The sequence below is a fragment of the Pacificimonas flava genome, from assembly GCF_000342165.1.
Classification (GTDB): Bacteria; Pseudomonadota; Alphaproteobacteria; order Sphingomonadales; family Sphingomonadaceae; genus Pacificimonas; species Pacificimonas flava.
The window spans coordinates 282,866-295,855 of the sequence record NZ_AMRV01000002.1 but is presented as its reverse complement, the minus strand read 5'-3'; the positions used below and the strand labels follow the sequence as shown (position 1 = coordinate 295,855).

Here is a 12,990-nt window from a genome sequence, read left to right as displayed (position 1 = left end):
AACTCTCTTCCTCGCAGCCCTCGCCTTCACTCGCCCGTCCGAGTAGTCATTCCAGGATGAGTGAGAATCATCCCTTTTTCAGCCGCCGCGCCCAAGGCTTCGTGCGCGTCGGGGCCTGCACGCCGATCGCCACGGCGGGCGATCCTCAGCAGAACGCCGAGGCCGCCATCGCACTGGCTCGGGATGCTGATGCCTCGGGTATCGACCTGCTGGTTTATCCGGAACTGAATATCAGTTCCTACGCCATCGACGATCTGCACCTGCAGGGCGGCTATCTGGCAGAGGTCGAGATCGCAATCCGGCGCATTTGCGAGGAGACGGCCGCGCTGGCGCCCGTCATGCTGATGGGCGCGGCGCTGCGGCACACCGGCCGCCTTTACAATTGTGCCATCGCGATCCATCGCGGCCGCATATTGGGCGCTGTGCCCAAGACCTTCCTGCCCAACTACCGGGAATTCTACGAGAAGCGGTGGTTCGCACCGGGCGCGGGCCTGACGGGGCTGACCATGCGTGCGGCCGGACAGGAATTCCCCTTCGGGACCGACCTTCTCTTCGCCGCCGACGACATGGAGGATTTCGTGATCCATGCCGAAATCTGCGAGGATTTCTGGGCTCCTACGCAGCCCTCCACAATGGGGGCGCTCGCCGGTGCGACGGTTCTTTGCAACCTCTCGGCCTCCAACATCGTCATCGGCAAGTCGCGGGACCGAAAGGCGCTGTGCGCCGCGCAGGCCGTTCGTACGATCAGCGCTTATGTCTTCTCGGCCGCAGGCCCGGGCGAATCGACGAACGACATGGCGTGGGACGGCCAGGGGCTGATTTACGAGCTCGGCGATCTGCTGGCCGAGTCCGAGCGGTTCGAATGGCAGGCGGAGACCGTTCACGCCGATGTCGATGTCGCCCGCGTGCGGCAGGAGCGTCTGCGCGTGCCCACCTTCAACGATGCCGCCGTGCAGGCCGGGCATCCGGAGACACGGTTTCGCCGGATCGGCTTCTCGCTGGGTGAGGCGGACGCGACGAGGGACGATCTGCACCGTCCGGTCCGCCGCTTCCCCTTCGTGCCGAACAATCCGGCGAAGCTGGACGAGGACTGCTACGAAGCCTTCAATATCCAGGTCGAAGGGCTGGCGAAGCGCCTCCGCGCCACCGGCGCCAAGACGCTGGTCATCGGTATTTCCGGCGGCCTTGATTCGACGCATGCGTTGATCGTCGCAGCGAAGGCGATGGACAAGCTGGGTCGCCCCCGCACCGATATTCACGGCTTCACCATGCCCGGCTTCGCTACCGGGGATTCGACGAAGTCGAACGCCTGGGCGCTGATGCGCGCGGTCGGCATCACGGCGGAGGAGATCGACATTCGTCCCGCCGCGCAGCAAATGCTGAGCGATATGGATCATCCCTTCGCAGGGGGGGAGCCGGTTTACGACACCGCCTTCGAAAATGTGCAGGCGGGGCTGCGCACCGATTACCTGTTCCGCCTGGCCGGTCAGCGTGGCGGTTTCGTTCTGGGCACGGGCGACCTGTCCGAACTCGCGCTCGGCTGGTGCACTTACGGCGTCGGCGACCAGATGAGTCATTACGGCGTGAACAGCGGGGTTCCGAAAACGCTGATCCAATATCTGATTCGCTGGGCGGCGCGCACAGACCAGCTGGAGCCGGAAGCGGACCGCATCCTGGAGGCGATCCTGGATACGGAGATCAGTCCGGAACTCGTCCCGGTGGGTGAGGATGGCAGGATGCAATCGACCGAGGACCGGATCGGCCCCTATGCGCTGCACGACTTCTTTCTGTTCTGGACGCTTCGCTACGGTCTCTCCCCATCGAAGATCGCCTTTCGCGCATGGCATGCCTGGCGCGATGTCGAGAGCGGGTTGTGGCCCATTGCCTTTCCCGAGGAGGGGCGGCCGCAATATGATCTTCCCACCGTCGCGAAATGGCTGCGCGTCTTTCTGGAGCGCTATTTCGGGTTCGCGCAGTTCAAGCGTACCGCCATGCCGAACGGACCGAAGATCTCGCATGGCGGTAGCCTCAGCCCGCGCGGCGACTGGCGTGCGCCCTCGGACGGGACGGCGCGTCCCTGGCTCGACGAACTGGACCGTGCGCTGCCGGAAGCGTTTCGCCGCTAGCTATCCGGTCCCAACTGCGGGTCGAGGTCCCGGGGGCGCACGAGGAGCGCGATGGTGCCGCCGCCCTCCTCGACCTCGTCCCACGCATCGACGTCGAAGCGCATCTGGCAGACGGTTGCGGTCGGATATTTTTCGTCCACTGCCAACCGGTAGGGATTCTCGTCCGCCGGCGTCAGCATGAAGACGAGGTCTTCGAGACCGGGATTGTGTCCGATCAGGAGAACGGAATCCGTGGAGGCGGGCAGTTCATGGATCACGTCAAGCAGCGTTGCCGCGTCCGCCATGTAGACACGCCGATCGCTGGTGGCACCGGCCGCCCGGCCATAACCGGCTTCGAAGGCCTTGATCGTCTCGGCGACGCGCACCGCTGGCGAGGCAATGGCAGCGTCCCAGCCAAGGCCGATATGCTTCAGATGCGCGCCCACCGTCTCGGCTGCCCGGTGTCCCTTAGCGTTCAGCGGCCGGTCGAGATCGCGCGCGACATCGTCGTTCCAGCTGGATTTGGCGTGGCGGAGCAGGGTGACGATCTTCATGGGCGGTGTCGCTAACCGTCTCTCCCCTCGGCGTCATCTGAAAGATTTGCGAAGCTGCGGCGAATGGTTCGGGTGCGGCCGCGCGGGGTTTCTTCGGGGACATGCCGCCCCTAACAGCGTATCCGCATGAACTCGGCCGCAGGCCTGCGGCCATTTAGCGGGGAAGTCCAGCAACAGCATGATCCGTTTCGTATCCGCCCTCGCCGCGCTCCTTGCACTTGCCGCGCCGTTCGCCGCGCCCGCTCGCGCCGCAGCGGATGGGCCCTCACCCGAACTGGTGGCAGAGGTGGACATTCCCTACGAACGCTTCGTACTGCCGAACGGGCTGACCGTCATCACCCATACGGATCGAAAGGCGCCGGTCGTGGCGGTGTCGGTCTGGTATCATGTCGGTTCGAAGGAGGAGCCGGCCGGCAAGACCGGCTTTGCCCATCTGTTCGAACATCTGATGTTCAACGGATCGGAGAACGCCGACGGCGAATGGTTCCAGGCGATGCAGGCGCTCGGCGCCACCGATTCCAACGGCACGACGTGGTTCGACCGCACCAATTATTTCGAAACCGTGCCGACGCCGGCGCTGGAGCGCGCGCTGTTCCTGGAGTCGGACCGCATGGGACATCTCCTCGGCGCCATTGATCAGCAGAAGCTCGATCAGCAGCGGGGCGTGGTTCAGAACGAGAAGCGACAGGGCGACAACCAGCCCTACGGCATGGTCTGGTATCATATATTGGAAGGGCTGTTCCCGGAGGAGCATCCCTACCGCCATCCCACCATCGGTTCGATGGCCGATCTCGACGCGGCCAGTCTCGAAGATGTGAAGGACTGGTTCCGCACGTGGTACGGGCCGAACAACGCCGTACTGGTGCTTGCGGGCGATATCGACGCGGCGACTGCGCGGCCGCTGGTCGAGACATATTTTGGCGCCATCCCGCCCGGCCCGCCCAATCCGGGCCGCATCGAGGCGTGGGTGCCGCGGCGCACCGCCACCGTGACCGAAGTCATGCAGGATCAGGTGTCGAGCGCGCGCGTCTACCGCACATGGGCGGTGCCGGGCACGGAGGATGCGGGCACGCAGGCTTTGTCGACCGCGGCCGCGATCCTCGCCAGCGGCCCGTCCTCTCGCCTCTATACCCGGCTCGTCCGGGACGAGCAGATCGCAACCTCGGTCGGGGGCTATTTGCAGGACCTGGAAGCCGTCGGCATTCTGCAGGTGCAGGCCGACGTGAAGCCCGGCGTCGATCCGGCGCGGGTAAAGAATGCCATCGACGAGGAGATCGCCCGCTTTCGCGCCGAGGGGCCGACCGAGGACGAGGTGGCGCGCGTCGCCATGCGCGCGGTCAGCGGCACCATTCGCGGGCTGGAGCAGGTCGGCGGTTTCTCCGGAAAGGCCGTGACGCTGGCGGAGGGGCAGCTCTACGCTGGCGACCCGCTGTTCTTCAAAACCCAGCTTGCCGATTATGTCGCCATGACGCCGGAGCGCGTGCAGGGGGCGGCGGAGAGTTGGATGGGGACAGGCGGCTATGACCTGACCGTGCTTCCGGCCGGCGATCTGACCGCGTCCGGCCAGCCGCTCGACCGGACACAGCCGCCCGCGATCGGCCAGTTGCCGGCGCTCGATTTTCCGGACGTGGAGCGGGCGACCCTGTCGAACGGCATCCCCGTCACGTTCGCGCGGCGAGAGGCCGTGCCCGTGGTGGAAATCTCCACCCAGTTCGACGCCGGCGATGCCGCCGATCCGCATGACCGGCTCGGCACGCAGGCGCTGATGCTCTCTCTCCTCGATGAGGGCACGGAGACGCGCTCGGCCATCGAGATCGCGGAGGAAGAGGAGCGGTTGGGCGCGGGAATCGGCGCCGGTTCCGATTACGATACGACCACGGTCGGCCTTTCGGCGCTGACGCCGAACCTTGCCGAATCGCTCGATCTCTATGCCGATATCGTGCGGCGTCCGGCGTTTGCGCAGGATGAGATCGACCGGGTGCGGGCGATTCAGCTGGCGGCCATCGACAGCGAGATGACCGATCCGCAGAGCCTGGCGCTGCGCATCCTGCCGCCGCTCATCTATGGCGAGGACCATCCCTATGGCATTCCGCTGACCGGCACCGGCACGCGCGAAAGCGTCGCGGCGATCACGCGCGCCGATCTCGAACGCTTTCACGCCCGCTGGATGCGCCCGGACAATGCGCGCCTGTTCGTCGTCGGAGACACGACGCTGGCGGAGATCATGCCGATGCTGGAGGATGCCTTTGGCGATTGGCGGGCCGACGCGGGCATAGCGCGCGGCACCAAAAGCTTCACGCCCGCGCCGCCGCCCGCCGGCAGCCGGATCATTCTGGTCGACCGTCCCAGCAGCCCGCAAAGCTTCATCTTTGCCGGTTACCCGCTGCAGGCGAAGGGCGCGGACGACGATCTGGCGCTGTCGGTCGCGAACATTCCGCTTGGCGGTATCTTTACGTCGCGGCTCAATATGAACCTGCGGGAGGAGAAGGGCTGGAGCTACGGTGTCGGCACCTCGATCTCGGCAACGCGCGAGCAGATGCCCTTCTACCTGTCTGCGCCGGTGCAGACCGACAAGACGGGCGCGGCGCTGGCCGAACTGCGGAGCGAGATTGCAGCCTATGTCGGCGATTCCCCGATCACGCCGCAGGAGCTGTCGCAGACGACGGCATTTCTGGCGGGACGCCAGCCCGGCGCCTATGAGAGCGCCAGCGCGGTTCTGTCGGCACTGGAATCAAATGCCCGGCTTGGGCGGCCCGACGACTATCAGGAAACCTACGCCGCCCGCCTGGCGGACCTCGACGCGGCGGGCATAGCGGCGCGTGCGGCAGCGGAAATCGATCCCGGAAAGCTCTTGTGGGTGGTCGTGGGCGATGCCGCCAAGGTTCGCCCCCAACTTGAACAGCTCGGCCTGCCGGTGGAGGAACGCTAAACCGGTCGCCATCCCAACTGTCAGCCGGAGAACCGATGAAGACGCGCATCACCGAGATGCTTGGTATCGAAAAGCCGATCGTCCAGGCGGCGATGGGCTGGATCGCCCGGGCGCCGCTCGCCTCCGCCTTCTCGAACGCCGGTGGCATGGGGATCATCGAGACCTCCTCCGGCGAGCTTGAGATCATTCGCGGTGAAATCCTGAAGATGCGCGAGCTGACGGACAAGCCGTTCGGCGTGAACGTCGCACAGGCGTTCGTCCGCGATCCTGACATCGTGCGGTTCATCATCGATCAGGGCATCCGCTTCGTCACCACATCCGCCGGCGACCCGCAGCGTTACACGGCGACGTTGAAGGAGGCCGGGCTCACGGTCTTTCATGTCGTGCCATCGCTCTCCGGCGCGCTGCGCGCGGTGGAGGCGGGCGTGGATGGACTGATCGTGGAGGGCGGTGAGGGCGGCGGCTTCAAGAACCCGAAGGACGTCGCCTCCATGGTGCTGGTCCCGCAGGTTTGCGAGGCGGTGGACGTGCCGGTGGTCGCGGCCGGCGGCATCATGGACGGCAAGACGATGGCGGCCGCCTTCGCGCTGGGTGCGGAGGGCGTGCTGATGGGCACCCGCATCCTGTCATCGGCGGAAAGCCCGGTGCATCAAAACTGGAAGGACGCGATCATCGGTGCGGATTCGTCCGACACGGTGTTCCTGAATCGCAGGGGGCCAGGGCCGGCGCTCAGGGCCCTGCGCACTGAGCGGACGGAGCGCCTGCAGGCGGAGGGGACGGAGAACATCTTCGGCGAGTTCGCGGACACGAAGACGGTTTATTTCGAGGGCGACCTGGAGGCAGGCATCGCGCTGACCGGACAGGTCGCCGGCCGCATCAAGTCCGTCCGACCGGTCGCCGAGATTCTCGCGGAGACGATGGACGAGTTCGAGGTGGCCGTGCAGCGCCTTTCGGGATTTGCGGGAGGCTAGGTGCGGGGAACAGTCCCGGCTGTTGAGGGGAGTGCGGTGGACCCCTGCCTTCGCAGGGGTGACGATCCACCCTTATGGAGAACGAAAGCATCGACACAGGCGCTTCCTCTCCTTCTTTATCGTCGCCCCTGCGAAGGCAGGGGCCATCCCCAAGCCGGACGACAGAGAGCCGCCACGGACGAAGGGAGGGGCGCCCGCCCTTCCGGCAGGCGCCTCGCTTCCGGTCAGGCCGCCTCGAACGGCAGGTCGAGCGCCTCTGCCACCGCCTGATGACGGATCTTGCCGCCGGAGACATTGAGACCGTCCTTCAGCCCCGGATTGGCGGCCATGGCTGCCTCGGCGCCCTGGTTCGCCAGCTTCACGATCAGCGGCAGCGTGGCGTTGTTCAGCGCAAAGGTGGAGGTGCGAGCGACCGCGCCCGGCATGTTCGCGACGCAGTAGTGAATGACGTCTTCCTCGACATAGATCGGGTCGGAGTGCGTTGTCGGACGCGACGTTTCGAAGCAGCCGCCCTGATCGATGGCGACATCGACGAGGACGCTGCCACGGCGCATGGTCTTCAGCATGTCGCGCGTGACCAGCTTTGGCGCTGCCGCGCCGGGGATCAGCACCGCGCCGATCAGCAGGTGCGAGTTGGCGACCGCCCGTTCGACGGCCGCGGCCGACGCGAACACCGTCTTCACACGGTTCTGGAACAGCTCGTCGAGCTGCGCCAAGCGACTGGTGGAGACATCGTAGATGGTGACGTCCGCGCCAAGGCCGACGGCCATCTGCGCGGCGTTGAAGCCGGAGACGCCGCCGCCGAGGATGGAAACCTTTGCCGGGCTGACACCGGGGACGCCGCCGAGAAGAATGCCGCGCCCGCCCTGCGCCTTTTCCAGATAATGCGCGCCGGCCTGAACCGACAGGCGGCCAGCAACTTGGCTCATCGGGGATAGCAGCGGCAGGCGGCCGTCCGGGCCGGTCACCGTTTCATAGGCGATGGCGGTGGCGCCGGATTTCATGATCGCCTCGGCCTGCGGCTTGTCGGCCGCAAGGTGAAGGTAGGTGAAAAGAACGTGGTGCGGGCGCAGCCATGCGCACTCGTGCAGTTGCGGCTCCTTCACCTTGACGATCATCTCGGCCGTCTCGAACACCGCCTCGGGCGTGGGCAGCACCTTGGCGCCCACCGCCTCGTAATCGGCGTCGGAGAAATCGATGCCGCCGCCGGCATTCGTCTCAACGTAAACGTCGTGCCCGGCCTGGATCAGCTCAAAGGCAGAGGTCGGTGTCATGCCGACGCGATATTCGTGAACCTTGATTTCCTTCGGGACGCCGATCTTCATGGCGAAACCTCTCTTTCCATGGAACGCGGGGGGTCGAACAGCGGCGCCCCTAGCGTAATTTTGTTACGTCGCCAATGACCGGCGGAGGGGCGCCCGATTGCACCCCCCGTCGGCTCGTGCTAGGCGCCCGCGCACTTTGCTGCATCTGCGAGAAGAGCGGCCGCCCACGGGGATTCCTTGAACATGTCGGCACAGACCACCGCAAGCGAGGGCGAGGATCGCCACGGTTCCATCGCGAAGCTGACGCTCGGCGCCATCGGCATCGTCTTCGGCGACATCGGTACATCGCCGCTCTATGCCTTTCGCGAAACCTTCGTGGGGCCGCATCCGCTGGCGCTCGACCCGCTCCATGTTTACGGCGTCATCAGCCTGATCTTCTGGTCTATGACGCTGGTCGTCACCATTCAGTATGTGTCGATCATGATGCGCGCGGACAATCGCGGGCAGGGCGGCAGCCTGGCACTTCTCGCGCTGATCTCACGCAGTACGGAGCGGGCGCGTTTCGGCAAGATCGTCGTGGTGCTGGGCGTGTTCGCCACGGCACTCTTTTACGGCGATTCGATGATCACACCCGCCATTTCGGTTCTGTCGGCGGTTGAGGGCCTGACGGTCGTCAATCCCGATTTGCACGGTTTCGTCATCCCGATCGCGCTGACGCTTCTCGTCGGTCTGTTCATCATCCAGTCGCGCGGTACGGCGAAGGTCGGCGCCATGTTCGGACCGGTGATGCTGATCTACTTCACGACGATCGCCGTCCTGGGACTTTCGCAGGTCGTGCAGCATCCTGAAGTGATCCTGGCCATGCTGAACCCTTGGAATGCCGTGCAGTTCTTCATCGCCGACGGCCGCATCGCCTTTCTGGCGCTCGGCTCCGTCGTGCTGGCGGTGACGGGGGCAGAGGCGCTTTACGCCGACATGGGCCACTTCGGTCCGCGCCCCCTTCGCATTTCCTGGTTCTGGTTCGTCATGCCGGCTCTGCTCCTCAACTATTGCGGCCAGGCGGCGATGATCCTCAACCTGGACGCCGACGGGGCCGCGGCGGCGATCCAGTCGCCCTTCTTCGTGCTGGCGCCGGAATTCCTGCGCCTGCCGCTCGTTTTTCTGGCCACCGCGGCGACCTTCATCGCCAGCCAGGCGGTCATCTCCGGCGCCTTTTCCGTGACGCACCAGGCGATCCAGCTTGGCTTCATCCCGCGCCTTTCGACGGTGCACACCTCCGCGCGGGAAGCGAACCAGATCTACATTCCGGTGGTGAACTGGGCGCTGATGATCGCCGTCATCATCCTCGTCCTGACGTTCCGCAATTCCTCCAACCTCGCCAGTGCCTATGGCATCGCCGTGACGGGTGCGATGCTGATCGACACGGCGCTTCTCAGCGTGCTGTTCTTCTCGGTCTGGAAGTGGAAGCCCTGGGTATCGATCCCGATGCTGGCGGTATTCTTTATTGTCGACGGTTCCTATTTCGCCGCGAACATCACGAAGGTGCCGGATGGCGGCTGGTTCCCGCTTGTCGTCGGTCTTTTCGCCTTCACCCTGCTGACCACCTGGGCGCGCGGCCGCTACCTGATGCGCCAGAGGATGCAGGAAGCGGCGATGCCGATGGAGATTTTCGTGAAGTCCGCGGCGAACAGCGCGACCCGCGTGCCCGGCACGGCGATCTTCATGTCCTCTAGCGCTGCCGGGGTCCCGCATGCGCTGCTCCACAATATGAAGCACAACAAGGTGCTGCACGAGCGCGTCGTCATCCTGACCGTGCTGATCAAGGAAGTGCCCTGGGTCGATACGGCGGAGCGGTGCAAGGTCATTGATCTGAGCGAGGGCTTTTTCCGCATCGTCCTGAAATACGGCTTCATGCAGGAAACCGACATTCCGCGCGCGCTTGGAGAACTGCACCATGTCTGCGGCCCGGAATTCGACATGATGACGACCAGTTTCTTCCTGTCGCGGCAAACGCTGATCGCTGCCGACCGACCGGGCATGGCGATCTGGCGGGAGAAGCTGTTTAGCTGGATGCTGCGCAATTCCGCCACGGCCATGGAATTCTTCCGCCTGCCGACGAATCGCGTGGTCGAACTGGGCAGCCAGGTGGAGATTTGACGGGCGGCGAATAGGGCCTAAGCCTTTCGCACACATCGTTCGTTCACAGCGAAAGGCCCCCAATGCTCCGCTCTCTTGCCGCCGCCCTTCTGTTTACCGCCGCTCCCGCCGCCGCTGCGGACGATCTGGCCGAGGCGCGGGAAATCCTGGCGGAGCAGCCGGTGTTCGATGGCCATAACGACCTGCCCTATGGCATTCGCGAAAATGACGGGCGCATCGGGGATTTTCCCTACGCCAGGCTCGATGATCGCTATGCGGGGAAATTGGTCACGGACGCGGCAGGCATGAAGGCTGGCGGCGTGGGTGCCCAATTCTGGTCGGTCTACGTTCCCGCCAGCCTGCCGCAGCCCGAAGCGGCGGTGCAGACGCTCGAGCAGATCGACATGGCAAAGCGTCTGATTGCGGCCAACCCTGACAGCCTGGCACTCGCTGCCACCGCCGAGGATGTGCGCCGCATCATGGCGAGCGGCAAGGTGGCCGGCATGTTCGGGGTCGAGGGCGGTTATTCCATCGCCAACTCCCTGGGTGTCCTGCGCCAGTTCTACGATCTCGGCGTGCGCTACATGACGCTGACGCACAGCCAGAGCCTGGATTGGGCGGACAGCGCGACCGATGCGCCAAAGGCCGGCGGCCTTTCGGAGTTCGGACGAGAGGTGGTGCACGAGATGAACAGGCTGGGCATGCTTGTCGACCTTAGCCACACGGCGCCGGCAACCATGCGTCAGGCGATCGCGGAGAGCGCGGCACCCGTCATTTTCTCGCATTCCAGCACGCGCGGCGTGGCGAACCATGCCCGCAACGTACCGGACGACGTGCTGGCCATGCTGCCGCAGAATGGCGGCGTCGTGATGATCACCTTCGTCGAATCCTTCCTGTCCGAGGATCGACGGCAGTGGGGCGGCGAGCAGGCTGCCTATGAAGCGAGGATGCGCGCGCTGGAGCCGGGACTGTCAGAAGACGAGATCGCCAAGCGCATGACGGATTGGGAAGCGAAGAACCCCGCGCCAAAGGCCAGCGTCGAGGATGCGGCCGACCATGTGGACTATGCGCGTAGGATTGCCGGCATCGACCATATCGGCATCGGATCGGACTTTGACGGCGTGACCAGCTATCCGAACGGCCTGACCGGACCGGCGGATTATCCAAACCTGTTCGCGGAACTGCTGCGTCGCGGCTATTCCGCAGAAGACCTGAAGAAGATTTCCAGCGGCAATGTGCTGCGCGTGCTGGAGCGGGCGGAGCAGGTCGCGGCGCGTTTGCAGGGCGAGCGCGGCCCCAGCGAAATGCGTTTCTCCGCGGAGGCCGCTGCACGCTGAACGGCCAGGCTGCGCGTTAGCGTCCCTGACCGCGCCAGCGGTGAATGGTGCGATCGAGAATTTCGGCCTCGCCGCCGGTTTCCTTCCATAGCGCGCTGAAGACCGGATCGTCGGAAGCCGGCCGCAGCGGTGTTTCCAACGTGTCGAGCCGCACGCGGATGGGCACGGATACACCCTCCCCGCAGACGATGCATTCGCGGTTGCGCAGCGCCGGTATGGCGTCCAGAAACCCGCGCGCGCCCTCCGGCAGGGCGCTGCGTACGTACATCTGGTCGCGCTCGTTGTTGAGCCTCATTGAGATGATCGTGCCGCACTGCGACAGCACGCCCTCCGCCAGGTCGGATGGCCGCTGCGTGATCAGGCCCAGGGACACGCCGTATTTGCGGCCTTCCTTGGCAATCGATTCCAGCACCTTTCGGACTGCGTTCGGAGCCGTCGAGCGGTCGGAGGGCACGTAGCGATGCGCCTCCTCGCAGACGAGGAGGATCGGCCGCTGCGGCTCCCGCCGCGACCAGACGGCGTAGTCGAAGGTCAGGCGCGACAGGACGGCGACGACAACGGTGACGATGTCCGTGGGCACGCCCGACAGGTCGACGATGGAGATCGGTTTCCCCTCCGCCGGCAACCGGAAGATCTTCGACATGAAGGTCGCCATCGTGTCGGAAACGAGAAGGCCGTTGAACATAAAGCTGTAGCGCGGATCACCCTTCAGTTCCTCGATCTTGGTCTTCAGCCGCATATAGGGTGCGGTGTCGCCGGCCTTCTCCAGCTTGCCCATGCCGGCCGTCAGCGCGCCAAGCAGATCCGAGAGGAGGTAGGGAACGGGCGAATCCACCGTCAGCTTGCCGAGCGACTGCGCGACCCTACTGCGCGAGCGGGCATGAAGAACCGCCTTCGCCAGGACGTCCATGTCCTGTTCGCGTTCCGCACCCTCGGTCGTGACGAAGACCTCGCAGTGCTCCTCGAAATTCATGAGCCAATAGGGCAGCTGCAGATTGTCGGTGTTGAAGATCTGGCCCTTCGTCGTGAACGCCGCGGCATATTCGCCGTGCGGGTCGAGCATGACGATGTGCCCCTCCGGATTCTGCTCGACGATGCGGTGCAGGATCAGCGCGGCGGTGGTCGACTTGCCGGTGCCGGTAGAGCCGAGGAGCGCGAAATGCTTGCCCAGCATAGGGTCGATATAGAGCGCGCCGCGCACGTCCTCGGTCGGATAGACGGTGCCGATCTCGATATGCGGCCGGTCGCCCGCGGCGTAGACGGCGTCGAGGTCGGCGCGCCCCACCGAAAGAATCTGCGTCTGCGGCATCGGATAGCGCGTGACGCCCCGGCGAAATCCGGTCAGACGGCCACCCGCCTCCTCGCCCTCTCCAAGGAAGTCGACATCGCAGACGACGCTGTTCGCCTGCGCCTCGTCGGCGCGCAGATTGCGGATGGTGCCAAGCAGCCAGAGGGCGCCGACCTTCACCTTGATCTGACTGCCGATCTGACCGGCATTGGCGATCGTGAAATCGGCGCTCTCCTGAAGCCGGTGAAGAACCAAGAGGTCGAGCCGGCAGACCGCGCTGCCACCGCGAATCTCGCGCACCTCACCGATGACGGTGCCGGTGGGGGTGCTGGACGCGGACATGTGCGCCCCGCCGCCGTCATAGCCATCCGCGCTGCGGAAATATTCGTCCATCGCCGTCTCGTT

General features: G+C 65.2%; 8 protein-coding genes. 5 read left to right on the top strand and 3 right to left on the bottom strand.

What is annotated here, in order from left to right; all coding sequences use genetic code 11:
- The first annotated feature begins 56 nt into the window (after positions 1 to 56).
- A complete protein-coding gene (locus C725_RS04095; RefSeq protein WP_008600335.1) occupies positions 57 to 2,126 on the top strand; it encodes an NAD(+) synthase in 2,070 nt (689 codons plus the stop codon).
- Here C725_RS04095 and C725_RS04090 read toward each other — a convergent pair.
- Positions 2,123 to 2,659, bottom strand: a complete 537-nt coding sequence (locus C725_RS04090; protein ID WP_008600334.1) for a SixA phosphatase family protein — start codon at positions 2,657 to 2,659, stop codon at positions 2,123 to 2,125. The genes C725_RS04095 and C725_RS04090 overlap by 4 nt on opposite strands.
- A gap of 178 nt (positions 2,660 to 2,837) precedes the next feature.
- Here C725_RS04090 and C725_RS04085 point away from each other — a divergent pair, with 178 nt between their 5' ends.
- Positions 2,838 to 5,588 (top strand): M16 family metallopeptidase, encoded by a 2,751-nt coding sequence (locus C725_RS04085; RefSeq protein WP_008600333.1) that lies wholly within the window; start codon positions 2,838 to 2,840, stop codon positions 5,586 to 5,588.
- A 35-nt stretch (positions 5,589 to 5,623) separates the two neighbouring features.
- Positions 5,624 to 6,559, top strand: coding sequence for an NAD(P)H-dependent flavin oxidoreductase (locus tag C725_RS04080; RefSeq protein WP_008600331.1), 936 nt, complete (start codon positions 5,624 to 5,626; stop codon positions 6,557 to 6,559).
- A 224-nt stretch (positions 6,560 to 6,783) separates the two neighbouring features.
- On the opposite strand, the gene ald is transcribed toward C725_RS04080, so the two are convergent.
- Positions 6,784 to 7,884, bottom strand: a complete 1,101-nt coding sequence (ald, locus tag C725_RS04075) for an alanine dehydrogenase (RefSeq protein WP_008600330.1) — start codon at positions 7,882 to 7,884, stop codon at positions 6,784 to 6,786.
- A gap of 183 nt (positions 7,885 to 8,067) precedes the next feature.
- On the opposite strand from ald, the gene C725_RS04070 reads away from it, so the two are divergent.
- On the top strand, positions 8,068 to 9,981 hold the full coding sequence (locus C725_RS04070; RefSeq protein WP_008600328.1) for a potassium transporter Kup: 1,914 nt from the start codon (positions 8,068 to 8,070) through the stop codon (positions 9,979 to 9,981).
- 62 nt (positions 9,982 to 10,043) lie between these two features.
- On the top strand, positions 10,044 to 11,297 hold the full coding sequence (locus C725_RS04065) for a dipeptidase (RefSeq protein WP_008600327.1): 1,254 nt from the start codon (positions 10,044 to 10,046) through the stop codon (positions 11,295 to 11,297).
- Between the two features lie 16 nt (positions 11,298 to 11,313).
- On the opposite strand, the gene C725_RS04060 is transcribed toward C725_RS04065, so the two are convergent.
- Positions 11,314 to 12,978, bottom strand: coding sequence for an ATP-binding protein (locus C725_RS04060; RefSeq protein ID WP_051051212.1), 1,665 nt, complete (start codon positions 12,976 to 12,978; stop codon positions 11,314 to 11,316).
- Positions 12,979 to 12,990: the final 12 nt, after the last annotated feature.